The organism is Shinella zoogloeoides, assembly GCF_003574625.1.
In the GTDB taxonomy this organism is placed as follows: Bacteria; Pseudomonadota; Alphaproteobacteria; order Rhizobiales; family Rhizobiaceae; genus Shinella; species Shinella zoogloeoides_A.
In genome coordinates this window covers 90029-117009 of the sequence record NZ_QNUJ01000002.1, presented here as the reverse complement: position 1 = coordinate 117009, position 26981 = coordinate 90029, and the positions used below count along the sequence as shown (strand labels likewise).

Below are 26981 nucleotides of genomic sequence, written 5' to 3'. Positions count from 1 at the left end.
TCGAAGCCGTTCCCGCCGATCCGCCTAGACCTGTGCGGCCAGCGTTTTGAGCGCGGCCGAGCGATCGAGCCAACCGATCTGGCGGCCGCCTTCGACGACGGGGAGGGGGCCTTCCGCGGCCACGAGGTCGGGGGCGATCTCGGCGATCGTGGCACCGGCGTTCACGCCGGATGTCGATGGGCCGGTGTCGGGGGTCATGATCGATGCCACCTTGACGACCCGTGCGGGCGGGACCTTGGCGACGAAGCGGCGGACATAGTCGGTGGCGGGCTCGGTCACCAGTTCTTCCGGCGTGCCGATCTGGATGATGCGGCCGGCTTCCATGATGGCGATGCGGTCGGCGAGGCGGATGGCCTCGTCGAGGTCGTGGGTGACGAAGACGACGGTGCGGGTCTGGGTTTTCTGGAGCCGCAGCACTTCGGCCTGGAGGTCGGCGCGGATCAGCGGGTCGAGGGCCGAAAAGGGTTCGTCGAGGAACCAGAATTCGGGATTGGTGGTGAGCGAGCGGGCGATGCCGACGCGTTGCTGCTGGCCGCTCGAGAGCTGCGCCGGGAAGCGCGCTTCCCGGCCCTTCAGCCCGACGGTTTCGATCAGTTCCATGGCGCGGGCCTCGGCTTTCGGGCGCGGCATTCCCTGCACTTCGAGCGGGAAGGCGACATTTCCGACGACGGTCCGGTTGGGCAGGAGCGCGAAATGCTGGAACACCATGCCCATCCGTTGGCGGCGCAGCTCGACCAGTTCCTTGTCGCCGAGTTTCAGGACATCGCGGCCGTTGAAGGCGATTTCGCCGGCGGTCGGCTCGATGAGGCGGGTCAGACAGCGCAGCAGCGTGGATTTTCCCGAGCCCGACAGGCCCATGATGGCGAAAACCTCGCCGCGGCCGATCTGGAAGGTGGCGTCCTGTACCGCGCCGACAAGGCCCGCGGCGGCGAGCGCTTCCGGCGTGCGCGCCTCTGCCGGCAGGCGACGGAACGCGCCGGCATCGCGGCCGAAGACTTTCCAGATGCCCTTCGCGTCGATTGCGGCCGGTGCATTCCGATCGGGTGCGGCGTCAGGCATGGGCCTCTCCTTCGTGTCTTGCAGCGCGCATCGCGCCGGATTTCAGCAATGCATCGGCGACGAGCGCGATGGCCGCGACGCAGAGGCCGGCAACGATGCCCGGCCCCGTCTCGCCGCGGGAAAGCGAGGTGTAGACTTCCTGCCCCAATTCGCGCGTGCCGACGAGGGCGGCGATGACCAGCATCGAGAGCGCCATCATCACCGTCTGGTTGACGCCGAGAATGAGCGTCGGCAGGGCGGCGGGCAGGCGCACGAAGCGGAAGGACTGCCAAGGCGTGCAGCCGGACATGAGCGCGGCCTCGATACGCTCGGAGGGCACATGCGCCATGCCGGCCATGCCGTAGCGCACGGCCGGCGCCACCGCATAGGAGACGATGGCGATCAGCGCGGAAAAGTCGCCATTGCGGAAGAGCATGACGGCCGGCAGCAAATAGACGAGGGTCGGCAGGGTCTGCAGCGTGTCGAGCGCCAGTTGCACCGGATGGTGCAGCCGGGGATGGCCCGAGACCCAGATGCCGAAGGGCAGGCCGATGGCGAGCGCCAGCGCGACCGAGAGCACCGTGAGATAGATCGAGGACATGGCTGCCTGCCAATAGCCGGTGACCAGCACGAAGAGCAGCAGCAGGAAGACCGTAAGCGCGGTGCGCACGCCGCCCAGTGCATAGCCCGCCAGCGCCAGCGCGGCGAGGACCAAGCTCCAGGGCGCGGACTGAAGTAGATTGCGGAAGGGGTTGATCACGCCGAGCAGCATGCCGGTGCGGATCGCCTCCAGCGGCTCGTAGAAGTTCTGGTTGATCAGGCTGACGGCGCCATTCCAGAAGGGAGCGGTCGTCAGCGTCCAGGCGCCGGGCCAGGCCGAAAGCGCGGGCAGTGCGAGGCTGGCAACGGTCGGTACGATGAGCAAGAGCGCGGCGATCAGCGTGTCGCGCCGGCTCCACAGGCCCTGCCGTCCCGTCGACTGGTTGTGCGCGGCGGCCTGCGTCAGGCGGTCGAGCACCACGGCGAGCGCGACGATGCCCATGCCGGCCTCGAAGCCGGCGCCGAAATCGAGGCGGCGCAGTGCCCTCAGCACGTCGTAGCCGAGGCCGCCCGCGCCGATCATCGAGGCGATGATCACCATGTTGAGCGTCATCATCACCACCTGGTTGAGGCCGATGGCAAGGCGCGGCGCGGCCACCGGCAGCTCGACCTTCCACAGCGTCTGCGCCCGGCTGCAGCCGGTCATGCGGGCGAGCTCCAGCGTTTCGGACGGCACGGAACGCAGCGCCAGCACCGTGGCATGCACCATGGGCGGCAGGGCATAGACGACGGTGGCGAAAAGGGCAGCGCTCGGGCCGTAGCCGAAGAGCAGCAGCGTCGGCAGCAGGTAGGAGAAGATCGGCACGGTCTGCATGACGTTCATGATCGCCCGCAGCCAGATCTCCGCATGGGCGGAGCGATAGGCCCAGATACCCATGGCAAGGCCGAGAACGAGGGCCGCGACGACGCAGATGACGACCGAGGCGAGGGTCGTCATGGCCGAAGCCCAGAGGCCGAAGAAGACGAGATAGGCGCCGGCGAGAAGCGTGAGGACGGCAAGGCCGCGGCCGGAAAGGCGAAGGCCGAGCAGCGCGGCAGTCAGGATCACGCCGAGCCAGCTCAGCGGCGGCGCGAGATGGACCTTGTTGAAGCCCGCCCCCTTCACCCAGCCGTCGGCCAGCATGAATTTCAGCCAGTCGATCGGCATCTGCGCCGCGGCGGCCAGCGCGCGGGTGAGATCGGCGATCTTGACGCCGAAGATCGCCGCATCGCGGGCAAACCAGTTCATGCCGGTGCCGACCCAGTCGGAAACCGGCAGGAGTGCCTGATCGGAAAGATGCGTGAAGGACGCCGGCATCAGCAGACTGGCAGCGACGACGACCAGCGTCAGCGCAAGGCCAATCCAAAGGCCGTGCCCGCCTGTCGCATCCTTCGGCCTTGCCAGGACATCCGCCATGTCATGCTCCTCCCAGAGTGGACGTTTTGGCCGGGGCCGGATCTGCCAGCCCCGGCCATCCGGTTATTTTTCAGCGCAGGCCGCCCAGGAGCGCCATTTGGCTTCGTTGGTCTTCGCCCATTCCATGGCGACCTCGTTGACGGCGCGGCCCTTCACATCGACCTCGTAGACGAGATCGCCGAGTTCCTTGCCGTCGAGGGTGAACTTGCGCACGATATCATAGGCGCAGGGCCAGACCTTCTCGCCGCCGGCCCAGGCCATCTTCTTGATCCAGCCTTCCGGCTTGCCGCAGTCATGGGTCGCCGTCTTGTTTTCGCCCCAGGACGGATCCGTGTAGCAGGCTTCCTCATACGGGGGGAACTTGACGAAGGAGCCGGAGAAGACCGACGGCACCCAATGCGGCTGGTAGACCCAAAGGATGATCGGCGCCTTGCGCTCGTAGGCGGACTGGAGTTCGGCGAACATGGCCGCTTCCGTACCGGCATGAACGACCTCGAAAGGCAGGTCGAGCGCCTTCACGCGCTCCTCGTCGAAGCCGCCCCAGCTGACGGGCGCGCCGAGATAGCGGCCCTTGGGTGCGGTTTCCGGCGAGGAAAAGGCTTCGGCGCAGTTCTTCAGCGCCTTCCAGTCCGGCAGGCCGGGGCACTTTTCCTCCATGTAGGAGGGGTACCACCATTCTTCCTTGGCGTGCGGGCCGAGTTCGCCCATGTCGAGAACGTTGCCGGTCGCAAGCGACTTGGTGAAGGGCTTGTCCTGCGTCGTCTGCCAGGTTTCCAGCGCGATGGTGAGGTCGCCGGTTTCGAAGCCGGGATAGCGGGCGCTGTCGTCGGCGACGACTGTCTCCACGCTGTAGCCGTAGGTCGACAGGATGATGTTGAGGATCTCGGTGTCGATCAGCATCGAGGACCAGTCGGCCACCATCAGCTTGATCGTATCGGTGGATTCCGGCTCGAAGGCCGAGGCCGGTGCCGCGGCCCCGAGGCTGAGCGCCAGCATTGCGGATGCTATCAGTCGTTTCATGGTCATACCCCTCTTGTTTATGGTGATGTTCAGCCCTTGGCGTACCAGCCGTTGTCGACATAGAGCGCCTGCCCGTTGACGAAGCTGGCATCGTCGGAGGCCAGCCACAGGGCGGCGGCGGCCACCTCTTCCGGCTCGCAGAGCCGTCCCTGCACGGCGTTGAGATCGGCCTCGTTCCAGTTCTGGCCGAGGCCGTCGAGCTCGACGATCTCGCGCAGGCCATGCGCCGTCTTGACGAAGCCGGGGCAGACGGCGTTGGCGCGAATGCCGCGGTCGCGATATTCGATGGCAATGGAGCGGGCGAGCTGGAGAACCGCGCCCTTGGTCATGCAGTAAAGGCTTTCCAGCGCAAAACCCTTCTCCCCGCCGATCGAGGAGGTGATGACGATCGAGCCGCCGCCGTTTTCCAGCATGTGCGATACGGCCTCGCGGCAGACGACGAAGGCCGAGCGGACATTGATGTCCATCAACCGGTCGTAATCCGCATCCGTGCTTTCGTGCAGCGGTTTGACGATGATCGTGCCGGCATGGCTGAACAGCGTGTCGACGCGCCCCCACTTGGCCGTAACGGCGGCGAACGAGGCGCGCACGGCCGCCGTGTCCGTCACGTCGGTTTTCAGGAAGACCGCCTCGCCGCCCGCGGCCTCGATTTCGGCGGCGGCTTCTTCGCCGGCGGCGGCCTGGATGTCGAAGATGGCCACCCGCGCCCCGGCTTCCGCGAACATCAGGGCCGCTGCGCGGCCCATTCCGTTGGCGCCGCCGGTGATGATCGCCGTCCTCCCCTCGAGCCGCCCTGTTGCGGTCGTTCGTCCGACGACCTTCGACGCGATGTTCATGGCGTTCCTCCCGAATGGATCATTGGTATGGACTTAATACCAATGAATCGGAGCGCAGTTGTCAAGCGTCTATTTAGGCAGCCGTGAAATTTAGGATTTTCCCAATCGGGAAAGCGGCTTGCCGCACTGTTCTGCCGGAATGTCTCAGGCCGCGGACCGGGTCATGCGGCGGATCGCGGCCCAGAGCATGCCGTGCAGGTCGGCCATTGCGGCTTCGGCCGCTTCGGCGTCTTCGCCCTGCAGAGCGTGCAACAGGCCTTCGAAGGATCGCACCGCCTCGGAGGCGGAGCTGTCGGGCAATGCGCCTTCGAAGGGCAAAAACAGTTCGGCGAGGCCATCCTCGATGGCGCGGGCCAGCAGCGGGTTCTGCGAGGCGTCGCCAAGGGCGAGCAGGAACAGCGCCTCGGCCTGTTTGCGCTGTGGCGCGGTCCCGGCGGCATGCATCATGTCCGTCGCCTGGCGCAGGCGCTTGAGGTCGGCCATGCCGCGCCGGGCGGCGGCCAGGCGCGCGGCGGCGAGCTGGTTGACGGTCAGGAATTCCACCACGCGCATGGCGGCGGCCGGTGCGCGCGACATCCGTCGGCGCGCAAGCTGGGTCAGGCGATCCTCATCGGTGACGAAGGCCCCGCCCTGGGCGCCGCGGCGCACGGTGATGTACTGGTTGGTTTCAAGCACGCGCAACGCTTCGCGCAGCGTCACGCGGCTGATGCCGAACCTGTCGGAGAGCTGGCGCTCGGCCGGCAGCCGCTCGGCGGGCAGCAGGAGGCCTGAATGGATCTGCCGGCGCAGCAGATCGACGGCGAGCCCGTGCGCCGCCTGCGGCTCGACAGGTCTCAGGCCCCAGAGCACGGGTCACACCGCTGTGAATGTATTGTCGACGAAGATTTCCGCCCCGTTGACGAAGCTCGAGGCATCCGAGGCGAGAAACAGGGCGACTTCCGCGACCTCCTCGGGCTCGCAGATGCGGCCCTGCATGGCGTTGACGTCGTTTTCCGACGCGAAAATCCCGTAGCCGCGCAACTGTTCGATCTCATGTTCACCATGCTGGGTGCGAACGAAACTCGGGCAGATCAGGTTGGACCGGATCCCCTGATCTCGATACTCGACGGCCAATGCCCGCGCAAGTTGATGCATGGCGGATTTCGAGGCGCAATAGAGCGCCTCGAGATGGGTCGCCGCGCGCACGCCGGTGGTCGAGGTGAAGACCAGCACGCCCTTGCCCCGCTCCAGCATTTCGGGAAGCACGAGCCTCGTCATCAGGAAGGCCGACTTGGCATTGTTGTCCATCAGCTCGTCCCATTCCTCCAGCGTGCATTCGAGGAACGGTTTCACGATGATGATGCCGGCATGGTTGAACAGGACGTCGACCTGGCCGAAGGCGTCCTTCGCCGCCTGATAGGCGATCTCCGCTTCCTCCGGGCGCGACACGTCGGCATGCACGAAGGCGACGTCGAGACCGCGGGCGCAAAGCGTCTCGACCAGATGCCGGGCGGCTTCCGCATCCCGGTCCGCGATCATCACGCGCGCGCCCTCTTCGGCAAACAGCTTCGCGCTCGCCGCCCCGGCACCCTTCGCGCCGCCGGTGATCAGGATCGACTTCTTCAGGAGACGTTTCATGGTATGAGAAATAGACCAATAAGGGTGGCAAGTCCAGATGGACAGAAGCCGCCTGGGAAGCTGGTCCTAGATGTGATACGTTTCCGTATGTCCGTCGACCGCGATGGCCTGCCCGCTGATCATGCCGGCGGCCGGCGATGCGAGGAACAGGCAGAGGTCGGCGATCTCCTTCGGTTCGGTAAAGCGCTTGATGGATTGGCCGCTGGTATATTCACGCCGGATTTCGTCCGGCGACGTCGAGCGCAGGTTGGCCTCGGCGGCGATGACGCGGTCCATCCGGTCGCCGGAGACCGAGCCGGGGCAGATCGCGTTGACGCGGATGTCCCAGTCGCCGAGCTCAATGGCCATGGACTTCGTGAGGCCGATGACCGCCCATTTCGCCGCTGCATAGGGCGTCCGCAATCCGTAGCCGAACAGGCCGGCGGTGGACGACAGGTTGATGATGCTGCCGCCGCGCTTCTCCTTCATGAGGGGGATCGCGCATCGGCTCGTCAGGAACTGGCTGTTCAGGCACACGTCGATACATTTGTACCAGCCGTCGATGGCGATGTCTTCCAGTCGCCCGGTCGGGCCGGCAATGCCGGCATTGTTGATGAGGACGTCGAGGCCGCCTGCCTCGGCCTTCACCGTGGCAAACCAGGCCTCGATTTCCTCCGGCGAGGTGACATCGACCCGGCTTGCCCTGATGGCGGGATTTTCCGCCGACATGGTTTCGACCGCCCCGGCATCGGCGTCGGAAACGAAGACACGGTGGCCGGCGGCCGCGAACGCTTCGGCGACCGTGCGGCCGATCCCCGAGGCGGCGGCGGTAATCATGACGGTGAGAGGCGCGGACATTCTGCTGCTATCTCCAGAAAGAGGACGATGCGGGCGGCATCGCCGCCGCCCGCACTTTGGGCCGTCTTATACGTTCGTCAGCCAGCATTTGACCGGCGCGAGCGCGTTCATCAGCGGCGCGTTCGGATCGTCGGTCCACCCGCCGACATTCTGGCCGACGGCGTCGATGAAGTTGCTGAACATCGGCACGATGGTACCGCCCTCGTCGCGGATCGTGAGGGCGAGCTTGCGGTAGAGATCGACACGCTTGCCGGCATCGAGTTCGCCGCGGGCGAGGACGACGGTCTTGTCGAACTCCTCGTTCGAGAAGGCGGATTCGTTCCAGGCGGCGCCCGTCGTGTAGATCGTGGAATAGACCATGTCCTGCGTCGGCCGGCCGTTCCAGTACGAGGCGCAGAAGGGCCGCTTGTTCCACACGTCCGACCAGTAGCCGTCGCCGGGGATGCGCTTGATTTCCAGCGGAATGTTCGCTGCGGCGGCACTCTGCTGGAAGATCTGACACGCATCGACCGCACCGGGGAACGCCACTTCCGAGGTCTCGATCAGGACGGGGCCCTCGTGGCCGGACTTCTTGAAATGGAAGCTCGCCTTGTCCGGATCATAGGCACGCTGCTCAAGATCGTCGGCGAAGAACGGGTAGAACTTGTTGATCGGTACGTCGTTGCCGAGCGTGCCGTGGCCGAGCAGCACCCGGTCGAGAAGGGACTGGCGGTCGATCGCGTATTTCAGGGCGAGGCGCAGGTCGTTGTTGTCGAAGGGCTTGGCGTTCGTGCGCATGACGAGGACATAATGACCCCGGCTCGGAACCGACTTGACCGCGACGGTCTTCAGGTTCGCCACGAGTTCGGCCACCTTCGGCGCGACACGGTTGATCATGTCAACCTGCCCGGACTGCACGGCGGCGATGCGGGCGGTGTCGTCGTTGATGATCGTCACGTCGAGCGTGTTGGCATGGCCACGGCTGTCATCCCAGTAGTCGGCATATTTCTCGAAGACGTAACGCACGCCGGGCTGCTGGCTGACGACCTTGTAGGGGCCGGCGGCGATGCCGTCCGCCGGGTTGGCGCGACCGCCGTCGGGCTGGATGAGAAGGTGATAGTCCGCCATGATATAGGGGAAGTCGGCATTCGGATCGGCGAGTTCCGCGATGAATTCGTTGCCGGAAGCCGTCATCTTCGTGATGCCCGCCATCAGGCCGAGCGCGGCGGAATTGCTCGAGCTGTCGGCATGGCGCTTCATCGTCTCGACGACGTCGTTCGCGGTCACGGACTTGCCGTTGTGGAAGGTCACGCCCTCGCGGATCTTGAAGGTCCAGGTCTTGGCGTCCTTGGAGGAGCCGAATTCCGTCGCCAGGCGCGGAACGATCTCGCCCTTGGCATCGACTTCGAGCAGCTTCTCCCCGAACTGCGCCATCAATGTATTGGGGCCCTCGCTCGCCGCCAAAGCGGGATCGAGCGTATCCGTCGTCTGGCCGCCGCCAAGGCCGACGCGCATCGTGCCGCCCTTCACCGGCCCCTCGGCGCGCGCGGCACTGGTCAGAAGACCGGAGGCGAGTGCCGAGGCGCCCAGCATTGCGGCGCGGCCCAGAAACGACCGGCGGTCCATCTTTCCGCGGGCGACCAGATTGGCCAGATACTTCAATTCGTCAGACATCGGTTCCTCCTCCCAAGCTGGCCTCCCAGCGTCGGCAGCCCCTTTTCCATCCGGGACGCCGCGGCAGTTTCAGCGCCGGGCCAGCACTGAAGGCTCGCATGTCTGCCGGGCGCGACATGACTATTCTGGACATGATTTTGAGGAATCCGGACATGGCTCGATTCCGGGCCGAGCGGCGGACCCCGGCCAGATCGCGGTGTGCGACCGGTCGGCGAACAGTGGGCGCCCGCGCAATCAGCGGGATAGGTTTTCAGGCAGCGAGAGAGGAATGGGGCGTGACCTGTCCCACAGGTGGCAAGGGCGGCGGGATGGGCGCCGGCTCCAGCCATTGCTTCCTGAGCGCCCGGCTCTCATGCGGCGACATGCCTTCGAAACTTCGGTACATCTTCGAGAAATGGGAAGCGGAAACGAAGCCGCAGGCGACGGCGATCTCGACGACCGGCATCGTCGTCTGCCGCAGAAGGGAGCGCGCGCGCTCGATCCTGAGGCGCATGTAATATTTGCCCGGGCTGCAATCGAATGTGTCGCGGAAATAGCGCTCCATCTGCCGCCGTGAAATCCCGGCCCTGATCGCGACGAGGCTCAGCGCGATCGGATCGGCGATGTTCTCCTCCATGATCCCGACGAGCGTTCGAAGGTTCGGATTGTCGACGCCGAGGGGCAGCATGTAGGGCAGCCTTTGCCGTTCGGAACCGTCGCGGAGGCTGGCGACGATGGCGAGCTGGCAGATCGCGGCCGCCGTGCCCCTGCCTTCCTCGCGCCCGATGATCTCCAGCATCATTTCGAGCGAGGAGGTGCCGCCGGCGCAGGTGTAGATTCCGTCATCGACCGCAAGGATCTGGGCGCTCGGCTGGACGTCGGAAAAGCGCTCGGAGAACGCGGCGAGGTTTTCCCAGTGGATCGTGCATCGGCGCCTGTCGAGCAGGCCGGCCTGGGCGAGCAGGTGCGCGCCGGTGCAGACGGCGCCGAGCGTGATGCGCGCCTTCCGGCATTCGCGCAGCCAGCTCGCAAGGCTCCGGCTGGCGTATCGCTCGACGTTCTGGCCGGAGCATATGACGACCATTCGCGCGGCGGCGGCCCGCGTCTGGCCCCTGGCTTCGTCGAGCGACAGGTCGACGCCGAGCTGGAGACCGCAACTTGCCCGCACAGGCCCGCCGTCGGACGAGACGATCCGCCATGCGTATTTCTCGCGGCCGAGGACCTGATTGGCGAGACGGAGCGTTTCGAGCGCCGTGGTGAAGGCGAGCATGGTGAATTCGGGCGTGATGTAGAAGTAGAAGACGCTCTTCGGCCCGGGAGCGGCGTTCATGGGTCTCTTCCTCCTCAGAGCCCGAGGGCGTGGCGCTGCCGCGCCGCGAAGCCCTGGATCAGGCGGTCGGCCACCAGCGCGAGGATCGCCATCGCGGCGCCCGCCGCGACCCCCAGACCGACATCGCCCTGGCCGAGCGCGAGATAGATCTGCTGGCCGAGGTCGGTGGTGCCGATCAGCGCGGCGATCACCAGCATCGAGAAGGCGTAGAGGATCGTCTGGTTGAGGCCGAGCAGGATCGTCGGCGCGGAATAGGGGATCCGGACCTCGCGCATGACCTGCCATTCGTCCGCCCCGGAGGCGACGGCGGCCTCGATCAGCTCCTCCGGCGTGGAGGTGAGGCCATGCTGCGTGTAGCGGATCATCGGGACGATGGCGTAGGCGCAGATGGCGAGGAAGGCGGAAAATTCGCCGATCTGGAAGAACATCAGCACGGGAATGAGGAAGACGAAGAGCGGGATAGTCTGGAGGAAGTCGCAGACCGGGCGCATGACCCGCCAGGCGTTCTCGCTGACGGCGCACAGCAATCCCAGTCCGCCGCCGGCGACCACGCAGACGAGGACCGAGGCCGCGCAAAGATAGAGCGAGAGGAGAGCGGGCTCCCAAAGCCCCATCAGGAGGACGGCCCCCACCATCAGCACGGCGAAGGCGGAGAGCTTCGGCCCGCCGGCAAGCCAGCCGAGGCCGCCGAGCGCGACGAGCACGAAGGGCCAGGGCAGGTTGGCGATCCCGGTGACGAGGATGCCGGTGGCAACCAGCAGGGACAGGCCGGCAAGCGCGCGATTGCGCAAGCCCAGCACGACCGCGGCGGCGGCAGCCACGCTGAAGACGGCGATGCTGATGCCGGTGGTCCACTGGAACCCCCAGGTGAAGGGGAGCACGGCCTCGTCGAGGCCGATGCGCAGCGGCAGGAGGACGAAGAACATCGTGGTGTTTTTCAGGCCCTCGAGAACAGCGCCGTTCGCGGCGGTGAAGGCGCCGAGATAGCGGTCGATGACGGCCGTCGTGCCCTTGAACGCCGCAAAGTCGTTCGCGGCGGGAAGCAGCGAGCCCTGAAGGGCGGCAATGACGATGCCGAGCAGGAGGATCGTTGCCGTGACCTTCCACGAGTGCCGCTTGCGATCCCGTGCAAGGGCGCTGCTCATGCGATCGGCGAGGACGGCGAAGATCACGATGACGACGCCGGCGATCAGGCTCTGGCCGAAGGCGGCCTTGCGCATCGTCAGCAGCACTTCCCAGCCGATATCGTTGAAGCCGCCGATGACAGCGGCGATGATGACCATCGACAGCGCGGCCATGATGGTCTGGTTCACGCCCACCATGATCTGCTGGGCGGCCGAGGGGATCTCGACGAGGATGAGCTGCTGGGCGCGCGTCGCGCCGTTCATGATGGCGGCTTCGCGGATATCGGGCTCGACGCGCTGCAAGCCGAGAAGGACGTTGCGCGCCATCGGCGGAGCGGCGTAGATCACCGATGCGATGAGGCCGACCACGGGACCGAAGCCGAACAGCAGCAGCAGCGGCGTGAGATAGGCGAAGGTCGGGACCGTCTGCATGATGTCGAGCATGGCCTCGACCGCGCGCCGGACCGCGCGGAACTCATAGGCGAACACGCCGATCAGGCCGCCGACGATGAGCGCGAGGGGCACCGAGACGAAGACCAGCGCCAGCGTGTTCATGCTGGCGACCCAGTACCCGCTGGCAAGGACGAAGCCGAGGCCGGCCAGCACGAGCGCGACCATGCGTTTGCCGCCGATGTGCCAGCCGAGCGCAGCGAGGACGCCGATCGTCAGGGCATAGGGCGATCCGACGAGAAGCCGGTTCGCGCCGACCATCGGATATTCCAGCAGCTTGGCGACGAAGCGTGCGGCCGGTTTCAGGAACTCGAAGGCTGTCGTCAGGCCGCTGCCGATCCACGCCGTCGCGGGAAGCGTCAGCGCCTGCGGCCAGGTCCTGATCCAGGCCTGACTGGGGGCGAGCAGAAGACAGGCCGCGCCGACGAGCACGCAGAGGAGCGCGACGCGCACGCCGGGCGTCAATCCGTTCATGCGCGTCTTCTCGATCTCAATTCTGTTGCTGGCCAAACCCACAGTCCCACTTGCGCTGATCTCGATCATGTCCGTTCCGCCTGCAGCGCGCCGGCCAACTGGCTCGGATGAACGATGCCGGCCATCTTGCCGTCACGGCCCCAGACCGGGACGGGCTGGTAGAGCGCCATGCAGGAGGCGAGCGCGTCATCGATGGTCATGTCCTCCTCGATCTTCGGATCGTCGGGCATCTTTGGCAGCGTCTCGGGCATGTTCATCATGGCGCTGACATGCGAGTAGCGGCCCTTCGGCACGTCGCGCGTGAACTCGCGGACATAGTCGTCGGCCGGGTTGACGATGATCTCGTCCGGCGTGCCGATCTGGACCACCACGCCATCGCGCATGATGGCGATGCGGTCGGCGAGCTTCAGCGCTTCCGTGATGTCGTGCGTAATGAAGACGGAGGTCTTCTGGAGACCCGCCTGAAGCTTCAGGAATTCGTCCTGGAGCTGCCGACGGATGAGCGGGTCGAGGGCGGAATAGGGTTCGTCCAGGAAGAGCAGGTCGGGATTGACGGCGAGCGCCCGGGCGATGCCGACGCGCTGGCGCTGGCCGCCCGAAAGCTCGCGCGGAAAGGCGTCCTCGCGGCCGGCAAGGCCGACAAGCTCCAGCATCTCCAGCGCGCGCTTGCGCCGGTCCGGCCGGTTGAGGCCCTGCATCTTCAGCGGAAAGCCGACATTCTCCGCCACGGTCATGTGCGGGAAGAGGCCGAAATGCTGGAAGACCATGCCGAGCTTGTTCCGCCTGAGCTCGATCAGCCGCTGCTTGCCGGCTGTCAGGATGTCCTCTCCATGGATGAGGATCGAGCCGGCGGTTCCCTCGGCAAGGCGGGAGATCGTGCGGATCAGCGTGGACTTGCCCGAACCGGACAAGCCCATGATGACGAAGACCTCGCCTTCGCGGACGTCGAAGGTGACGTCCTGCACGGCGGGCACGAGACCGCGTTCGCGCAGCAATGCGGCCGCTGCCCGCGCGTCGTTCCCGGTTTCCGCAAGCGCCCGTTTCAGTTGCTGGCGCGCATCCGCGCCATAGACCTGCCAGACCCCCTTGCAGGAGATGGCGGCATGGGGTGAGGGCTGGGACATGGACGCCTCCTCACTTCGTCGCGGCGTCGACGATCGGCTTCCATGTATCGGTATTGGCGCTCAGCCACTCGGCAGTGACGGCTTCGGTCGGCTTGCCGTCTACATCGACCGCGCCCATCAGCGGCTGCTGCTGCTCGGTGGTGAGGGTGAAGTTCTTGATGATCTCGTAGGCGGCCGGCCACTTGTCCTTCAGGCCCGGCCAGGCGGCCTTGAAGACGCGCGTCGGGATGAAGTCGCAGTCGCCGGTCACGTCCTTGTTCGGACCGTAGGCCGGATCGTCGTAGCATTCCTGCGTGCCCTTCGGCAGTTCGACGAATTTCAGGTCGAAGGCCGCGATTGCCCAGTGCGGCTGCCAGAACACGGCGATGAGCGGCGTCTTGCGCTCGACCGAGGCGCGGAACTCGGCGACCAACGCGCCTTCCGAGCCGGCGGGAAGCGCCTTGAAGGGGAGGCCGAGCGTCTTGATGCGGTCGGCGCCGGGCGTGCCCCATTCGCCGGGATAATCGACGAGGCGTCCGTTCGGCAGGGTTTCGGCGGTGGCGAAGGCGGCCGCGCAATCCTTCAGCGCCTCCCAGGCCGGCAGGCCGGGACAAAGCTCGGCGACATGCGGCGGATAGACGAAGCCTTCGCGCGCGACGAGGCCGAGCTCGCCGAGATCCTCGACCTTGCCCGCCTTGTTGAGCTGGCGATACTGGTCGGTGACGTTGGAGCCCCACACTTCCATCGCGGCATCGAGCTGGCCCTCGGAAACGGCCTGCCACATGTTCTGGTATCCGGCGGTCACATATTCGACCTTGTAGCCTGCCGTTTCCAACATGTGGCCGGCGATGCGGGTGGTGATCTGCTGGCCCGTCCATTCGTTGATGGCGAGCTTGATCGGCTCGTCCTTGGCGCCGAGTTCGGCGGCATGGAGCACGGTTGCGGATAGTGCCGCGAGGCAGGTCGAGATGCCGAGCTTGTAGATATTTCGCATTGTCACTCTCCCGGTTTTTTAGTTCCCGATGAAAGTGTTGCACAAAGCGAAGGCGTGTTTTAACTAATTACGCCATCGATTTTACATATTTGGACGGCCTGCCGATGGACCAACCTGCGATCCAGATCCACATCCTCGTCACGCCGAATTTCAATCTGGCAGCGACGACGGCTTTCATCGATCCGTTCCGCGCCGCGAACTATCTCGAAGGCGTCACCCGCTTCCGCTGGATGCTGGCGTCCGCGCCGGGCGGTCCCTGCCAGGCGAGCAATGGCCTCGTGGTGGAAACGCACAAGCTCGCCAATATCCAGAACGACCCGTCCGACATCGTCGTGATGTCGGCAAGCTGGACGCCGGAGACCGGCAAGACGCCTCAGCTTCTCGCGGCGCTCCGCAAATGGGCCCGCGCGGGCAGCATCGTCGGCGCGCTCGATACCGGCGCTTTCATCGTGGCCGATGCCGGGCTGCTGCGCGGCCATCGGGCGACCGTGCATTACGAGCATATCGACGCGTTCAAGGAACTGCACGGCGATGTCGATGTCTCCGAGGATATCTTCGTCCGCGACGAGAAGCGTTTCACCTGTTCGGGCGGCATAGCCTCTTCGGATATCGCGCTGCACATCATCCGGGCGATTTCCGGCGATGCGCTCGCCAATGCCTCGGCTCGCTATATCTTCCATCCGTCCCTGCGCCCGGCGGGAACGTCGCAGAACCCGGCGAGCTCGGAGCCGCTCGGCACGCATGTGCCCAACACGATCCGGCAGGCGATTATCGTCATGGAGCAGCATCTCGAAAATGCGCTCTCGATCCCGGAGATCGCGGACGAGGTGGAAATATCCCATCGCCAGCTCAACCGCTTGTTCATGCGCTATGTCGGAAAATCGCCGGCCATCTACTATCGCGATATCCGGCTGGATCGCGCCCGCGGCCTTGTCACCCAGACGGACATGCCCATGTCGGAGATCGCGATCGCGTCGGGATTTGCGAGCCAGGTGCATTTCAGCCGCGCCTACCGCGAGCGTTTCGGCCTGTCGCCGCGTACCGACCGGGTCGACGGCCGCATTCCCTTCGAGTTCCGCGCGTGGCCCATGCACCGCAAATCCGGCAGCAATTGATGGCGGCGAAAAAAGCTAAATCGATGGCGTACCGCGCATAGAAAGGGGCTCGGGTTGGCGGGAAGCTAGGTCATCGTGAAGGGCAACAGCACGTTGCCCCGGACCTGGGAGACGCCGCCATGACATTGCTTCCGTCGAAGGACGAGTTCGCCGCCATCCAGAAGGGCTATTCGCCGAATGCCTCGCGTTCGCTGTCGTTGAACGCCGCCGCCTATACCGATCCGCGCTGGTACTCGGTCGATCTGCAGGAGATCATCGCCAGGACGTGGCAGTGGGTCTGTCATGTCGAGAAGGTTCGTGAGCCCGGCTCCTACGTGACCGTGGAGATCGCCGGCCAGCCGATCGCCGTGGTTCGCGACCGTGAAGGCGTGCTGCGGGCCTTCTACAATGTGTGCAAGCACCGCGCCCATGCGCTTCTCGAGGGCGAAGGCCAGTCCACCCGCATCATGTGTCCGTATCATGCCTGGGTCTATCGCCTGGACGGCCAGCTCGTGCGCGCCCCGCATACGGAGACGCTGGAGGAGTTCGACACCAAGGACATCTGTCTCGATCAGGTGCAGGTCGAGGAGTTCTGCGGCTTCATCTATGTCAATCTCGATCCGAATGCATCGTCGCTGAAGTCGCAGACCGGCGATCTCGAAACCGAGATCCGTCACTGGGCGCCCGATATCGACAAGCTCACCTTCGCGCGGCGCCTGACCTACGACATCAAGTCGAACTGGAAGAACGTCGTCGACAACTTCCTCGAATGCTATCACTGCCCGACGGCGCACAAGGATTTCTGCACGCTCGTCGACATGGACACCTACAAGGTGACGACGCACGGCATCTATTCCAGCCATATGGCGGATGCCGGCAAGAATGCCAACAGCGCCTATGACGTCTCGAACGCCACCGTCACCACCCATGCCGTCTGGTGGCTGTGGCCGAATACCTGCATCATGCGCTACCCCGGCCGTTCCTCGATGATCATCCTCAACATCATCCCGGCCGGCCCCAACCGCACGCTCGAGACCTACGACTTCTTCCTCGAGGACACCGAGCCGAACGAGATGGAACTCCAGACCATCAAGTATCTCGACGAGGTGCTGCAGGTCGAGGACATCAAGATCGTCGAGAGCGTCCAGAAGGGTATGAGCACGCCCGCCTTCACGCAGGGTCGTATCGTCAACGATCCCGACGGATCGGGCCAGTCCGAACATGCCGTGCATCACTTCCACGGCCTCGTCCTCGACGCCTATGCGAAAACCGCGGCGTAAGCCGGACGACGATGGAGGACATGACGATGGGTGGACGTCTTGAAGGAAAGGTCGCGTTCGTGACGGGCGGGCGCGGCGGCATAGGCCGGGCGATATGCGCCCGGTTCGTCCGGGAGGGTGCGACGGTCTACGCCGCGGACCTTTCCGATGCCGGCAGCATGGGCGCGGCGCTCGCCAATAACGGCCGTTTCGTCCGGCTCGACGTGACGTCCGAGGAGGAGGCCATCGCCGCGATGGCGGAAGTGGAGCGAACGTCCGGCAAGCTCGATATCCTCGTCAACGCGGCCGGGATCGAGCTTGAGAAGACGATCGAGCACACGACCCTCGAAGAGTGGAACCGCAGCTTCGCCGTCAATGTGACGGGCACCTTCCTCGCCTCCAAGCATGCCCTTCGCCTGCTGCGCAAGGCCGCGGCCGGCGGAACCACCGCGTCGATCATCAATTTCGGCAGCTATGACGGTTTCATCGCCGATCCGGGCCTTGCGGCCTACTGCGCCACCAAGGGCGCCGTGCATGCGCTGACCCGCGCCATGGCCGTCGACCACGGGCCGGAGGGCATCCGCGTCAACGCGATCTGCCCCGGCTATGTCGACACGCCCATGCTGCAAGGCTTCTTCTCCGGCGCCGGCTCGGGCGGCGGGGGAGGGACGATCGACAGCCTCAAGGAGGCGGTCCGCAACGTCCACCCGATCCGCAACTACGGCACGCCCGACGATATCGCCAATCTCGTGAACTGGCTGGCGAGCGACGAGGCCCGCTACGCGACCGGACAACTATGGGTGCTGGACGGCGGTCTTTCCGCTCAGGTCCAGCAAATGAGGCTCTGACATGTCGAAATCCGTCATCATCACCTGCGCGCCGACCGGCGGCATCCACACGCCCACCATGTCCGAATATCTGCCGATCACGCCGGCTGAGATCGCGACGGCCAGCATCGAGGCGGCGGAAGCCGGGGCATCGATCATCCATCTCCATGCCCGCGATCCCGAGACCGGCAAGCCCGATCCGCGCCCGGAAACCTTCCAGAAGTTCCTGCCCGTCATCAAGCAGTCCACGGATGCGGTGATCAACATCTCCACCGGCGGCGGCCTCGGCATGACGATGGACCAGCGCCTTCTCGCCGCCACCTCGGCCAGCCCGGAAATGGCGAGCCTCAACATGGGGTCGATGAATTTCGGCATCTTCCCGCTGCTCGGCAAGTACAAGGAATGGAAGCACGACTGGGAGCCGAAATTCCTGGAGATGACGCGGGACTTCATCTTCCCGAACACCTTCGCGACCATCGAATATGCGCTGAAGAATCTCGGCGAAGCGCATGGCACGAAGTTCGAGTTCGAATGCTACGACCTGAGCCATCTCTACAACATCAAGTGGTTCATCGATCAGGGCCTGATCAAGCCGCCTTTCTTCGTGCAGATGGTGTTCGGTATCCTCGGCGGTGTCGGGGCAGACCTCGAAAACCTCGTCCACATGCACAAGATCGCCGACCGGCTCTTCGGCCCGGAAAACTACGAATGGTCCGTGCTGGCGGCTGGACGCCACCAGATGCCGTTCGCCACGCAGAGCGCATTGCTCGGCGGCAACCTGCGTGTCGGTCTCGAAGACAGCCTGTTCATCGGCAAGGGCGAGCTTGCGACCTCGAATGCCCAGCAGGTCCGCCGTATCCGTGAGATCGTCGAAAGGCTCGGCCTGACCGTTGCCACGCCCGCCGAAGCGCGCGAGCGGCTCGGCCTCAAGGGCGGCGACAAGGTGGGGTTCTGATGCAGACGAACCTCTTCATCGACGGCGCCCTTGTCCCCGGCGGCGGCGAGGCGCTTCCCGTTCTCGATCCCGCGACGGGCAGCGAGATTGTCGCCGTCAACGAGGCGACGCCCGGGCAGGTGGATGCCGCGGTAGCTGCCGCATCCGCCGCCTTCGACAGGTTCTCCCGCACGGCGCCTTCCGAGCGCGCCAGCCTTCTTCTGAAGATGGCCGACACTCTCGAACGGAACAGCCTTGAACTGGCCGAAATCGAAAGCCTCGATGTCGGCAAGCCGTGGCCGTCAGCCCATGATGACGAGATGCCGCTGACCATCGACACGTTCCGCTTCTTCGCCGGCGCCGCCCGGACGATGACGGGTCCGGTTGCAGGAGAATATGTCTCCGGCCATACCAGCATGATCCGCCGCGAGGCCGTTGGTCCCGTGGCCGCCATCACCCCCTGGAACTACCCGCTGATGATGGCGGCCTGGAAGATCGCCGCGGCCATCGCCGCCGGCTGCACCATCGTCCTCAAGCCTTCGGAAATCACCCCGCTCTCCACGCTGAAGGTGGCGGAACTCTTTGCCGACATTCTTCCAAAGGGGGTCTTCAACGTCGTGCATGGCCGCGGTGCGACCATCGGCGACAGGCTGATGAATGCGCCGCAGATCGAGGCGATCGCCGTGACCGGCTCGCCCGCGACCGGCATGGCGGCAATGCGGGCGGCCTCGCAGCAGATCCGCCACGTCCATCTGGAACTCGGCGGTAAGGCGCCGGTCATCGTGTTCGACGACGCGGATGTGGATGCGGTCGCCCAGACGATCCGCTATGGCAGCTTCTTCAACGCCGGCCAGGATTGCGCCCAGCCGTGCCGGATCATGGTGCAGGACGGCGTCTACGACGCGCTCGTGGCCGCGACCGCGCGCGAGGTCGGGGAGATCCGCATCGGCGCGCAGAAGGCCGAGGGCACCCAGATGGGGCCGGTGGTCTCGGCGGTCCAGGTGGATCGCGTCGCCGGCTTCGTCGAGCGCGCCCGCCGGAGCTGCGAGGTCGTCGTCGGCGGCGAGCGCGGCGAGGGTCAGGGCTTCTTCTACAAGCCGACCGTGATCGCCAATGTCGACAACGATGCGGAGATCGCCACGAACGAGGTCTTCGGTCCGGTCGTCACGATCTCGCGTTTCTCGGATGCCGACGAGGCGCTCTCCATCGCCAATGCCGGCCGCTACGGCCTTGCCTCGTCCGTCTGGACCCGCGATGTCGGCCGGGCGATGGATATGACGAGCCGCCTTCGCTACGGCTTCACCTGGGTGAACACCCATGGCGTCGCCACGCCGGAAATGCCTTGGTCCGCGATGAAAGGTTCGGGCACGGGCTGCGACATGTCCATTCATGCGCTGGATGCCTATACGTCCGTCCGCCACGTCATGGTCTCTCACGGGTAGCGGGGCGGGACGATGGCAGAAGCAAACAAGATCGCGATCGTCACGGGCGGAGGCCGGGGCATCGGCCGCGCCATCGTCGAGCGTCTGCGGCGGGACGGGGCGACCGTCGTCACCTGCGGGCGCGGCGAGCGCCCGGCGGATCTTCCGGCGGATATCATCTGGGTGACGGGCGATGTCTCCCGCCCGGAAGATGCAAGTCGCATCGCTGCCACGGCCGCGCAGCACGGCGATATTACCGTGCTCGTGAACAATGCCGGCATCCAGATCGAAAAGACGGTGCCCGAGACGACCGATGCCGAGTGGGATCAGCTCGTCGGCGTCAATTGCCGGGGCGTCTTCAACATGTGCCGCGCGGTCATCCCGCTGATGGCGGAAGGCGGCGGGGATATCGTCAATCTCGGCTCGATCTCCGGCATGGTCGCCGATCCGTCCATGGCGATCTACAATGCCTCGAAGGGCTTCGTTCACAGCCTCACGCGGTCCATTGCCGTCGACCATGGCCCCAAGGTGCGGTGCAATGCCGTCAGCCCCGGCTGGATCATGACAGAAATGGCGGAAAGCGGCTTCGCCTTGGCAAGCGACCCGGAAAAGGCGCGGGCCGATTCCATCGCCCGCCATCCGGCCCGCCGCTTCGGCAAGCCGGAGGATGTCGCCAATGTCGTCGCCTGGCTGGTTTCCACCGAAAGCGCCTTCGTCACCGGCCACTGCATCACCATCGACGGCGGGCTGACCGCCGCATCACCCCTTCAACCAGGATTATTCTGATGACCGAATTCAAGCAAACCGCAGTACTGGGCGCCGGTGTGATCGGTGCGAGCTGGACGGCGCTTTTCCTCGCCTCCGGCCGCGATGTCGCGGTCTACGATAATTCGCCGACCGTCGAGAAGACCGTCCGGGACTATGTCGCCCGCGCCTGGCCGACCCTTGAAGGCCTCGGCCTCGTCAAGGGCGGCAGCCAGGATCGTGTCCGCTTCTGCAAGTCGGCCGCCGAGGCCGTCGAGGGCGCTTCCTTCGTCCAGGAGAACGTGCCCGAGCGCATCGAGATCAAGCACGCTCTCTACCGGGAAATCGAAGCTTCGCTCGGTGCCGATGCCGTGGTCGCGACCTCCGCCTCCGGCCTCACGCTCAGCGAGATGCAGGAGGGCTGGAAGGAGCCCGGCCGCTTCATCCTCGGCCATCCCTTCAATCCGCCGCACCTCATCCCGCTGGTCGAGATCATGGGTAACGAGCGGACGGCGGAGGGTGTCGTCGAGGCGGCGGAGCGCTTCTACGGGGCGGTGGGCAAGGTCACCATCCGCGTCAACCGCGAGGTGCCCGGCCATGTGGCGAACCGCCTTCAGGCGGCTGTCTGGCGCGAGGCCATCCATCTCGTCAAATCCGGCGTCGCCAGCGTCGAGGATGTCGACAAGGCGATGTGGGCAGGGCCGGGCCTGCGCTGGGCGGCCATGGGGCCGACCATGCTCTTCCATCTCGGCGCCGGGGAGGGCGGCCTTGCCGCCTTCTGCGAACGCTACACCGACAGCTTCAATCGCTGGTGGGACGATCTCGGCGTCCTTCATCTCGATCCCGCGATCGCCGAGACGTTGGTCGCCGGCGTCACCGAGGAGGCCAATGGCCAGACGCCGGCGGATCTCTCCGCCCGCCGCGACGCCTTGATCGCCAGCATCCAGAAGGCGATGGCGCCGCTTCGCGCGAATTGAAACGGAAAGAGGTGCCCCATGCGTGACGAGCCGATCGATCCTTGCGCCCGCATCGTGGTGATCGGGGCGGGGCAGGCGGGCTTTACCGCCTGCGCCAAGCTGCGCGACCTGGGGCATCAGGGGCCGATCACCCTGATCGGCGAAGAAGCGCATCCGCCTTACCAGCGGCCGCCCTTGTCGAAGGGCTACCTCCTTGGCGAAATCACCGAGGACCGCCTCTATTTCCGCCCGCCGAGCTTCTATGAGGAACGGTCCATCGACCTCCGGCTCTCGTCAATGGCCTCGGCCATCGACCGCGACCGGAAAGTCGTTGCGCTCGCCGATAGCGCCACCGTCCCTTACGACCGCCTCATCCTGACCACCGGTGCGCGCCCGAGGACCTTGCCGGCGCAGATCGGGGGCGATCTCGATGGCGTCTTCTGCGTCCGCAATCTCGCCGACATCAACGCCATGGCGGAGCATTTCCGTCAGGACCAGCGTGTGCTTATCGTCGGGGGCGGTTATATCGGTCTCGAAGCGGCGGCCGTCTCCGCCAAGCTGGGCTTGAAGGTGACGGTGATCGAAGCTGCACCGCGCATCCTCCAGCGCGTCGCGTGTCCGGAAACCGCAGCCTATTTTCGAGACCTGCACGACCGGAAAGGCGTCACGCTGCTGGAGGGCGCGGCGCTCGAGGCGCTGCAGGGCGAGGAAGGGCATGTCCGCTCCGCACGGCTTGCCGACGGCTCGGTCATCCCGGTCGATTTCGTCATTGCCGGCGTTGGCGTCGTCCCGAATGTCGAACTGGCCGCCGCCGCCGGCCTTTCCATCGACAACGGCATTGCCGTGGACGAGAATTGCCGGACCTCCGACCCGCAGATCTACGCGGCCGGCGATTGCGCTTCATTCCCCTGGCGGTCCGGCCGGATTCGTCTGGAAAGTGTCGGCAACGCCATCGAGCAGGCGGAGGCCGTTGCGCGGTCCCTGACGGGAACGCCCAGCCGGTATGACGCAAAACCGTGGTTCTGGTCCGACCAGTATGAGGTGAAGCTGCAGATCGCGGGGCTTTCGGCCGGCTACGATACCGTGACGACGCGCCCCGGCGCGGCAGGCGGCGTGTCCTATTGGTATTATCGCGGCGAGGAGCTGCTTGCGGTCGATGCGATGAACGACCCGCGGGTCTACATGGTCGCCAAGAGGTTGATCGAAGCCGGCAGGTCGCCTTCCGCCGTTATCGTCGGCGACCCCGCGACCGACCTCAAGGCTTTGCTTCAATAGTCCCGTGGCCTGCGGCCACTCGCGTCAGTAGTCGGCAACCAAACTTCGAGTGTTTCCATGCCCAGAATATCGATCGTCGCAAAGGATGGCACCGTATTCGAAATCCAGGCCGAGTCCCGAACGAGTGTCATGGAGAACGCCGTGCGCAACTCCGTGCCGGGCATCGAGGCCGAATGCGGTGGGGCATGCGCCTGCGCGACCTGTCACGTCTATGTCGATGACGCGTGGCAGGAAAAGGTCGGCCCGCCCGGCCCTATGGAGGCGGACATGCTCGACTTCGCCTATGACGTCCGCCCGAACTCGCGGCTTTCCTGCCAGATCAGGATCGCCGACGCGCTCGACGGTTTGGTCGTCCACGTGCCGGAGCGCCAGTCCTGACGATGGCGCCGCCGGAACAGCCTGCCGCGCGAGACCCAAGATGACAAAGATTTAAGCTGTGCCGCCGCCGGTCCTATGGCAAAAAGGACGACTAGGGATTGCCGGTAGCCGCCCATGAAGATCATTCTCGCAGAAGACGACAGCAAGACCTCCGATTTCCTGCGCAAGGGGCTGTCACAGGCAGGATATTCCGTTGAGTGCTACGCGGACGGTCGCGACGCCCTGAGTCATTGTCTCTATAACGAGGTCGATCTCGTCGTCATGGACCGCATGATGCCCGGCATGGACGGCATGGCGGTGCTGAAGGCGCTGCGTGCGGCCGGCAAGACGATGCCGGTCCTGTTCCTGACCTCCATGTCCGATGTCGGCGACAAGGTGGAGGGCCTGATGTCCGGCGCGGATGACTATCTCACCAAGCCGTTCCACTTTTCGGAGCTTCTCGCGCGCATCGTTGTCCTTGCCCGCCGTCCGACGGCGGCGACGGGGGCGGCGCTTGTGCTGACGGTTCATGATCTCGAGCTCGACCTTCTCTCGCGCACGGCCCGGCGCGGCGATACGAGCATTGACCTGCAGCCGAAGGAGTTTGCTCTTCTGGAGGCGCTCATGCGCAATGCCGGCCGCATGATCACCAAGACCATGCTGCTCGAGAAGGTCTGGGATTTCAGCTTCGACCCGCAGACCTCCGTGGTGGAGACGCATATGAGCAGGTTGCGCGCCAAGATCGACAAGCCCTTCGCGGTCGCCCTGATCCACACGATGCGCAATGTCGGCTATTGCATCCATGCGCCGCGGTAACATCCTCTCGGGCGGCGCCTTCACGGCCGCCTTGCTCTCGCTCGGCGCCTTCATGGCTGTGCTACTGGCGCTCGGTGCTATCCTCTATATCGTGCTCAGCGGCGCCATGGAGCGCGATGTGGACAACCAGCTCTTGGAGGAGGAGCAGCTCTTCCTGCAGATATATGACCGATACGGCCAGCAGGCGCTTGTCGACGCCATTGGCCAGATGGAGACGCCCGCGGTGGCCGGTCGCCGGGTGGCTGGGCTGTTCGATGCAGACGGGCGGCGGCTCGCCGGCAATCTCGATACCCTGCCCCTTTCCGAAGGCTGGATGACGCTCGAATTCAACCAGCTCCTGCCGCGCCCGAACGGGCTCTATCGTCTTCATGCCAGCAGTACCACTCCGCTTGACGGGGCGGCGACACTCGTCGTCGGGTACAATATCCGGGTACTGCAACGGACGGAATGGCAACTGCTCTATTCGCTGCTGCTCGCCGGCGCCGCAGTGACGATTGCATCGATAGCGGCGGGCTATGCGGTAAGCCGACGGATGTTCGGCAAGCTGGAGGCGATGTCGGAGACGCTTGAAGCCGTGTCGCGCGGGGATATGGCGGTACGTATCCCCGTGTCGTCCTTGAATGACCAGATCGACAGGATCGCGCAGCGCATCAACGCGCATATCGATCGGCTTGCGGTGTTGTCCGACATTACCAGGAACACGGTCAACACGATCGCCCACGACCTGCGCTCGCCGCTCGGCCGGATCTCCCTGGAGGTGCAGCAGGCCTTGGCCGAGACGACCGGCGATGCCCGGCTGCAGGAGAGAATGGAGAACGTCCTTGCGGAACTGGAGGGCGTCACGGGCGCGTTCGATGCGATCATGCGCATTTCCCGCATTCGGGCTTCGGCGGGTGAGGCGGACTTTTCGGTGGTGTTCGTCGCGGAGCTGCTGGCCGAGATGCAGGAGACCTTCACGCCGCTGCTGGAGGACATGGGGCAGAAGCTGATTTGCGATCCCGACGTTTTCCGGGGGCTTGCCGTTTTCGGCGATGCCCCCATGCTGCGGCAGGCTCTCGCCAATCTCGTCCAGAATGCCGGCCGGCATTGCCCGCCGGGCACCACCGTCACCCTGGATGCGGCGGAGGACGGGGAGGGGGCGGTGGTGCTGCGGGTCTGCGACGACGGGCCGGGCATTCCCGCCGACCGGCGCAGCGACGTGCTCCTGCCCTTCCACCGGGTCGAAGGCGGCCAGCCGGCGCCGGGATCCGGGCTCGGCCTTGCACTCGTCAGCGCTGTCGCCGTCCGGCATGACGCGTCACTCGTCCTTTCGGACAATGGCCCCGGCCTTGCGGTTTCGATCCGGTTTCCGCCCCGGGCGAAAATCAATATTCTGTAAGCTTCGCGCCAGCCCCGCGCGAACATGCGGGTCTATTCTGCCTCATGCCGGCGCCGCCCGGAAAGCGGCCGGAGAAAGAGTGCACCATGCCCCTTCATCTCCATACCGCAATCACCGCGCTTTCGATCGTCCTTCTCAGCGTGGATGCGCTCGCGCCTGCCCATGCCGCTCCGGTTCGAGCCTCTGCCAGGGACAGTGCCGGCCTGATCCGGCCCATCGATGAAGCCTACCGGGCCGTGCGGGAAATCCGCGAAGCGCGTCAGGCAATCTTCGACGGCGCGCCCGACAAGGCGATAGCCCTCGTCAGCGAAGCAAAGACCGACATGCAGGTCGTGCAGCGCCACGCGACGGATCTCGCCGTGCCGGTCGGAAAGCGGGCGAAAGAAGGAGACGCCTACATCCCCCTCGATGTTCTGCTCGTATTGTCGAAAGGCTTCAAGCCGACGGACGAGACGCGGGCATCGGTCGATAAGGCCAATGCGTATATTGCAAAAGGTGAATACAGACTGGCGATCACGGTTCTGAAAGCTGCGGATATCGGCGTTACGGTCTCGGCGACGCTTGTCCCGGCAAATGCCAGCCTGCGGTCTGTCGAGGCCGCTGCGCGGTTGCTCAATGTGCGGAAATATTACGAGGCTAGCCAGGCGCTGAAAACCGTGGAAGATTCCGTCGTCGTCGAGGCCTACGACACCAACGGGATTCCGGTCCGCCAACAATAGGCCGGACACAATCAAGATCGCATGGCGACGGCCGGGAACGGAATTCCCGGCCGTTGGCGTTCGCGGGCGGGACTTGGGGCGGCAGAAACTTACACGGATGTAAAGTTCGCGCAGAGCTCATGCAAATTCGGCGCCGCATGATCTCCTCACGGTCACGATGAAGATTCATACCGGATCTGGAGACCGCATGGAGATCACTATGAACCGCTTTGCATCCGCAGTTGGCATTTCGCTCATCGCTCTCTCATCCCTGGCCGGCGTCGCTCGTGCTGAAATGTGGCCCGGCGCGGATATCCAGCAGTCGCATCTCGACAGTGCCGTCAAGGCGCTGAAGGGAAAGAACTTCACCGTCGTTGACATCAGCACCCTCGACAACGGCGACCCGATGGCCAATCCGGACAGCTATGCAGCCAATACCAAGTCGCTGCAGAAGGCTATCGCCGGCAACAAGGCGCTCACGGAAGCGCTGAAGGCGCAGGATGTCGAGTTGCGCAACGTGGTTGCCGTCGATGAAGCGGCCGATGGCGGCTTTACGTTCTACGTCCGTTAGACGGGCGACGAACCCTGCCCGTGCGGGCATCGAAGGGGAGGCGGCCCGGCCGGCTCCCCATCCGCTTCTGCGGCGGCCTGCGATCAGCGCCGATACATCGACCGCTCAGTTGTCCATCTCCGAGCAGGCAGATGTCATCATGGAGCATTGTCACCTTCAATCAGCTCTCCCGGCAGGCAAGCGCGTTGAACATGATCCGG

General features: G+C 65.2%; 25 protein-coding genes. 13 read left to right on the top strand and 12 right to left on the bottom strand.

The window, feature by feature from the left end; all coding sequences use genetic code 11:
- Nucleotides 1–24: 24 nt before the first annotated feature.
- The 12 genes from DSD28_RS04020 to DSD28_RS03965 form a co-directional block, all read right to left on the bottom strand.
- Nucleotides 25–1059: a quaternary amine ABC transporter ATP-binding protein gene (locus DSD28_RS04020; RefSeq protein WP_119255073.1), complete on the bottom strand. Its 1035-nt coding sequence runs from the start codon at nucleotides 1057–1059 to the stop codon at nucleotides 25–27.
- Nucleotides 1052–3034: an ABC transporter permease gene (locus tag DSD28_RS04015; protein WP_119255072.1), complete on the bottom strand. Its 1983-nt coding sequence runs from the start codon at nucleotides 3032–3034 to the stop codon at nucleotides 1052–1054. Before DSD28_RS04015 ends, DSD28_RS04020 begins: the two co-directional genes overlap by 8 nt.
- A 63-nt stretch (nucleotides 3035–3097) precedes the next feature.
- Nucleotides 3098–4054: an ABC transporter substrate-binding protein gene (locus DSD28_RS04010; RefSeq protein ID WP_162911241.1), complete on the bottom strand. Its 957-nt coding sequence runs from the start codon at nucleotides 4052–4054 to the stop codon at nucleotides 3098–3100.
- 29 nt (nucleotides 4055–4083) lie between these two features.
- On the bottom strand, nucleotides 4084–4890 hold the full coding sequence (locus DSD28_RS04005) for an SDR family NAD(P)-dependent oxidoreductase (protein ID WP_119255070.1): 807 nt from the start codon (nucleotides 4888–4890) through the stop codon (nucleotides 4084–4086).
- Between the two features lie 144 nt (nucleotides 4891–5034).
- Nucleotides 5035–5739 carry a FadR/GntR family transcriptional regulator gene (locus DSD28_RS04000; protein ID WP_245424740.1) on the bottom strand — a complete coding sequence of 235 codons (705 nt, stop codon included), beginning with the start codon at nucleotides 5737–5739 and terminating at the stop codon, nucleotides 5035–5037.
- 3 nt (nucleotides 5740–5742) lie between these two features.
- Nucleotides 5743–6507: an SDR family NAD(P)-dependent oxidoreductase gene (locus DSD28_RS03995; protein WP_119255069.1), complete on the bottom strand. Its 765-nt coding sequence runs from the start codon at nucleotides 6505–6507 to the stop codon at nucleotides 5743–5745.
- A gap of 66 nt (nucleotides 6508–6573) precedes the next feature.
- A complete protein-coding gene (locus DSD28_RS03990) occupies nucleotides 6574–7344 on the bottom strand; it encodes an SDR family oxidoreductase (RefSeq protein ID WP_245424739.1) in 771 nt (256 codons plus the stop codon).
- 66 nt (nucleotides 7345–7410) lie between these two features.
- The gene (locus tag DSD28_RS03985; RefSeq protein WP_119255068.1) at nucleotides 7411–8997 is read right to left on the bottom strand and encodes an ABC transporter substrate-binding protein; all 1587 of its coding nucleotides are present in this window, start codon (nucleotides 8995–8997) and stop codon (nucleotides 7411–7413) included.
- 250 nt (nucleotides 8998–9247) lie between these two features.
- A complete protein-coding gene (locus tag DSD28_RS03980; protein WP_119255067.1) occupies nucleotides 9248–10306 on the bottom strand; it encodes a GlxA family transcriptional regulator in 1059 nt (352 codons plus the stop codon).
- A 14-nt stretch (nucleotides 10307–10320) separates the two neighbouring features.
- A complete protein-coding gene (locus DSD28_RS03975; protein WP_119255444.1) occupies nucleotides 10321–12354 on the bottom strand; it encodes an ABC transporter permease in 2034 nt (677 codons plus the stop codon).
- 65 nt (nucleotides 12355–12419) lie between these two features.
- Complete coding sequence (locus DSD28_RS03970) at nucleotides 12420–13478, bottom strand: quaternary amine ABC transporter ATP-binding protein (protein WP_119255066.1); 1059 nt, start codon at nucleotides 13476–13478, stop codon at nucleotides 12420–12422.
- Between the two features lie 10 nt (nucleotides 13479–13488).
- Nucleotides 13489–14451, bottom strand: coding sequence for an ABC transporter substrate-binding protein (locus tag DSD28_RS03965; protein WP_205536158.1), 963 nt, complete (start codon nucleotides 14449–14451; stop codon nucleotides 13489–13491).
- Nucleotides 14452–14555: 104 nt separating this feature from the next.
- On the opposite strand from DSD28_RS03965, the gene DSD28_RS03960 reads away from it, so the two are divergent.
- The 13 genes from DSD28_RS03960 (at nucleotide 14556) to DSD28_RS03900 (ending at nucleotide 26781) form a co-directional block, all read left to right on the top strand.
- A complete protein-coding gene (locus DSD28_RS03960; RefSeq protein WP_119255065.1) occupies nucleotides 14556–15566 on the top strand; it encodes a GlxA family transcriptional regulator in 1011 nt (336 codons plus the stop codon).
- Nucleotides 15567–15685: 119 nt separating this feature from the next.
- The gene (locus tag DSD28_RS03955; RefSeq protein WP_119255064.1) at nucleotides 15686–16825 is read left to right on the top strand and encodes an aromatic ring-hydroxylating oxygenase subunit alpha; all 1140 of its coding nucleotides are present in this window, start codon (nucleotides 15686–15688) and stop codon (nucleotides 16823–16825) included.
- A gap of 26 nt (nucleotides 16826–16851) precedes the next feature.
- Nucleotides 16852–17652 (top strand): SDR family NAD(P)-dependent oxidoreductase, encoded by an 801-nt coding sequence (locus tag DSD28_RS03950; RefSeq protein WP_119255442.1) that lies wholly within the window; start codon nucleotides 16852–16854, stop codon nucleotides 17650–17652.
- 1 nt (nucleotide 17653) lies between these two features.
- On the top strand, nucleotides 17654–18586 hold the full coding sequence (locus tag DSD28_RS03945) for a 3-keto-5-aminohexanoate cleavage protein (RefSeq protein WP_119255063.1): 933 nt from the start codon (nucleotides 17654–17656) through the stop codon (nucleotides 18584–18586).
- Complete coding sequence (locus tag DSD28_RS03940; RefSeq protein WP_119255062.1) at nucleotides 18586–20007, top strand: aminobutyraldehyde dehydrogenase; 1422 nt, start codon at nucleotides 18586–18588, stop codon at nucleotides 20005–20007. The genes DSD28_RS03945 and DSD28_RS03940 overlap by 1 nt, the downstream gene beginning before the upstream one ends.
- A gap of 12 nt (nucleotides 20008–20019) precedes the next feature.
- Nucleotides 20020–20772, top strand: coding sequence for an SDR family NAD(P)-dependent oxidoreductase (locus DSD28_RS03935; RefSeq protein ID WP_119255061.1), 753 nt, complete (start codon nucleotides 20020–20022; stop codon nucleotides 20770–20772).
- Nucleotides 20772–21707 carry a 3-hydroxyacyl-CoA dehydrogenase NAD-binding domain-containing protein gene (locus tag DSD28_RS03930; protein ID WP_119255060.1) on the top strand — a complete coding sequence of 312 codons (936 nt, stop codon included), beginning with the start codon at nucleotides 20772–20774 and terminating at the stop codon, nucleotides 21705–21707. Before DSD28_RS03935 ends, DSD28_RS03930 begins: the two co-directional genes overlap by 1 nt.
- An 18-nt stretch (nucleotides 21708–21725) precedes the next feature.
- A complete protein-coding gene (locus DSD28_RS03925) occupies nucleotides 21726–22961 on the top strand; it encodes an NAD(P)/FAD-dependent oxidoreductase (RefSeq protein WP_119255059.1) in 1236 nt (411 codons plus the stop codon).
- Nucleotides 22962–23018: 57 nt separating this feature from the next.
- The gene (locus tag DSD28_RS03920; RefSeq protein ID WP_119255058.1) at nucleotides 23019–23339 is read left to right on the top strand and encodes a 2Fe-2S iron-sulfur cluster-binding protein; all 321 of its coding nucleotides are present in this window, start codon (nucleotides 23019–23021) and stop codon (nucleotides 23337–23339) included.
- Nucleotides 23340–23453: 114 nt separating this feature from the next.
- A complete protein-coding gene (locus DSD28_RS03915) occupies nucleotides 23454–24134 on the top strand; it encodes a response regulator (RefSeq protein WP_119255057.1) in 681 nt (226 codons plus the stop codon).
- Nucleotides 24103–25512: a sensor histidine kinase gene (locus DSD28_RS03910; protein ID WP_119255056.1), complete on the top strand. Its 1410-nt coding sequence runs from the start codon at nucleotides 24103–24105 to the stop codon at nucleotides 25510–25512. Before DSD28_RS03915 ends, DSD28_RS03910 begins: the two co-directional genes overlap by 32 nt.
- 86 nt (nucleotides 25513–25598) lie before the next feature.
- Nucleotides 25599–26231 carry a YfdX family protein gene (locus DSD28_RS03905; RefSeq protein ID WP_162911239.1) on the top strand — a complete coding sequence of 211 codons (633 nt, stop codon included), beginning with the start codon at nucleotides 25599–25601 and terminating at the stop codon, nucleotides 26229–26231.
- A 199-nt stretch (nucleotides 26232–26430) separates the two neighbouring features.
- Nucleotides 26431–26781: a hypothetical protein gene (locus DSD28_RS03900; protein ID WP_119255054.1), complete on the top strand. Its 351-nt coding sequence runs from the start codon at nucleotides 26431–26433 to the stop codon at nucleotides 26779–26781.
- Nucleotides 26782–26981 lie beyond the last annotated feature (200 nt).

Excerpts from the sequence above, each read along its gene's own strand:
- DSD28_RS03940 (WP_119255062.1), top strand. The coding sequence starts at position 18,586 with ATGCAGACGAACCTCTTCATCGACGGCGCCCTTGTCCCCGGCGGCGGC.
- DSD28_RS03920 (WP_119255058.1), top strand. The coding sequence starts at position 23,019 with ATGCCCAGAATATCGATCGTCGCAAAGGATGGCACCGTATTCGAAATC.
- DSD28_RS03950 (WP_119255442.1), top strand. The coding sequence starts at position 16,852 with ATGGGTGGACGTCTTGAAGGAAAGGTCGCGTTCGTGACGGGCGGGCGC.
- DSD28_RS03935 (WP_119255061.1), top strand. The coding sequence starts at position 20,020 with ATGGCAGAAGCAAACAAGATCGCGATCGTCACGGGCGGAGGCCGGGGC.
- DSD28_RS03945 (WP_119255063.1), top strand. The coding sequence starts at position 17,654 with ATGTCGAAATCCGTCATCATCACCTGCGCGCCGACCGGCGGCATCCAC.
- DSD28_RS03970 (WP_119255066.1), bottom strand. The coding sequence starts at position 13,478 with ATGTCCCAGCCCTCACCCCATGCCGCCATCTCCTGCAAGGGGGTCTGG.
- DSD28_RS03975 (WP_119255444.1), bottom strand. The coding sequence starts at position 12,354 with ATGAACGGATTGACGCCCGGCGTGCGCGTCGCGCTCCTCTGCGTGCTC.
- DSD28_RS04005 (WP_119255070.1), bottom strand. The coding sequence starts at position 4,890 with ATGAACATCGCGTCGAAGGTCGTCGGACGAACGACCGCAACAGGGCGG.
- DSD28_RS03980 (WP_119255067.1), bottom strand. The coding sequence starts at position 10,306 with ATGAACGCCGCTCCCGGGCCGAAGAGCGTCTTCTACTTCTACATCACG.
- DSD28_RS03965 (WP_205536158.1), bottom strand. The coding sequence starts at position 14,451 with ATGCGAAATATCTACAAGCTCGGCATCTCGACCTGCCTCGCGGCACTA.
- DSD28_RS03990 (WP_245424739.1), bottom strand. The coding sequence starts at position 7,344 with ATGTCCGCGCCTCTCACCGTCATGATTACCGCCGCCGCCTCGGGGATC.
- DSD28_RS03955 (WP_119255064.1), top strand. The coding sequence starts at position 15,686 with ATGACATTGCTTCCGTCGAAGGACGAGTTCGCCGCCATCCAGAAGGGC.
- DSD28_RS03960 (WP_119255065.1), top strand. The coding sequence starts at position 14,556 with ATGGACCAACCTGCGATCCAGATCCACATCCTCGTCACGCCGAATTTC.
- DSD28_RS04015 (WP_119255072.1), bottom strand. The coding sequence starts at position 3,034 with ATGGCGGATGTCCTGGCAAGGCCGAAGGATGCGACAGGCGGGCACGGC.
- DSD28_RS03995 (WP_119255069.1), bottom strand. The coding sequence starts at position 6,507 with ATGAAACGTCTCCTGAAGAAGTCGATCCTGATCACCGGCGGCGCGAAG.
- DSD28_RS03900 (WP_119255054.1), top strand. The coding sequence starts at position 26,431 with ATGAACCGCTTTGCATCCGCAGTTGGCATTTCGCTCATCGCTCTCTCA.
- DSD28_RS04020 (WP_119255073.1), bottom strand. The coding sequence starts at position 1,059 with ATGCCTGACGCCGCACCCGATCGGAATGCACCGGCCGCAATCGACGCG.
- DSD28_RS03905 (WP_162911239.1), top strand. The coding sequence starts at position 25,599 with ATGCCCCTTCATCTCCATACCGCAATCACCGCGCTTTCGATCGTCCTT.
- DSD28_RS03915 (WP_119255057.1), top strand. The coding sequence starts at position 23,454 with ATGAAGATCATTCTCGCAGAAGACGACAGCAAGACCTCCGATTTCCTG.
- DSD28_RS03910 (WP_119255056.1), top strand. The coding sequence starts at position 24,103 with ATGTCGGCTATTGCATCCATGCGCCGCGGTAACATCCTCTCGGGCGGC.
- DSD28_RS03985 (WP_119255068.1), bottom strand. The coding sequence starts at position 8,997 with ATGTCTGACGAATTGAAGTATCTGGCCAATCTGGTCGCCCGCGGAAAG.
- DSD28_RS03925 (WP_119255059.1), top strand. The coding sequence starts at position 21,726 with ATGCGTGACGAGCCGATCGATCCTTGCGCCCGCATCGTGGTGATCGGG.
- DSD28_RS04010 (WP_162911241.1), bottom strand. The coding sequence starts at position 4,054 with ATGAAACGACTGATAGCATCCGCAATGCTGGCGCTCAGCCTCGGGGCC.
- DSD28_RS03930 (WP_119255060.1), top strand. The coding sequence starts at position 20,772 with ATGACCGAATTCAAGCAAACCGCAGTACTGGGCGCCGGTGTGATCGGT.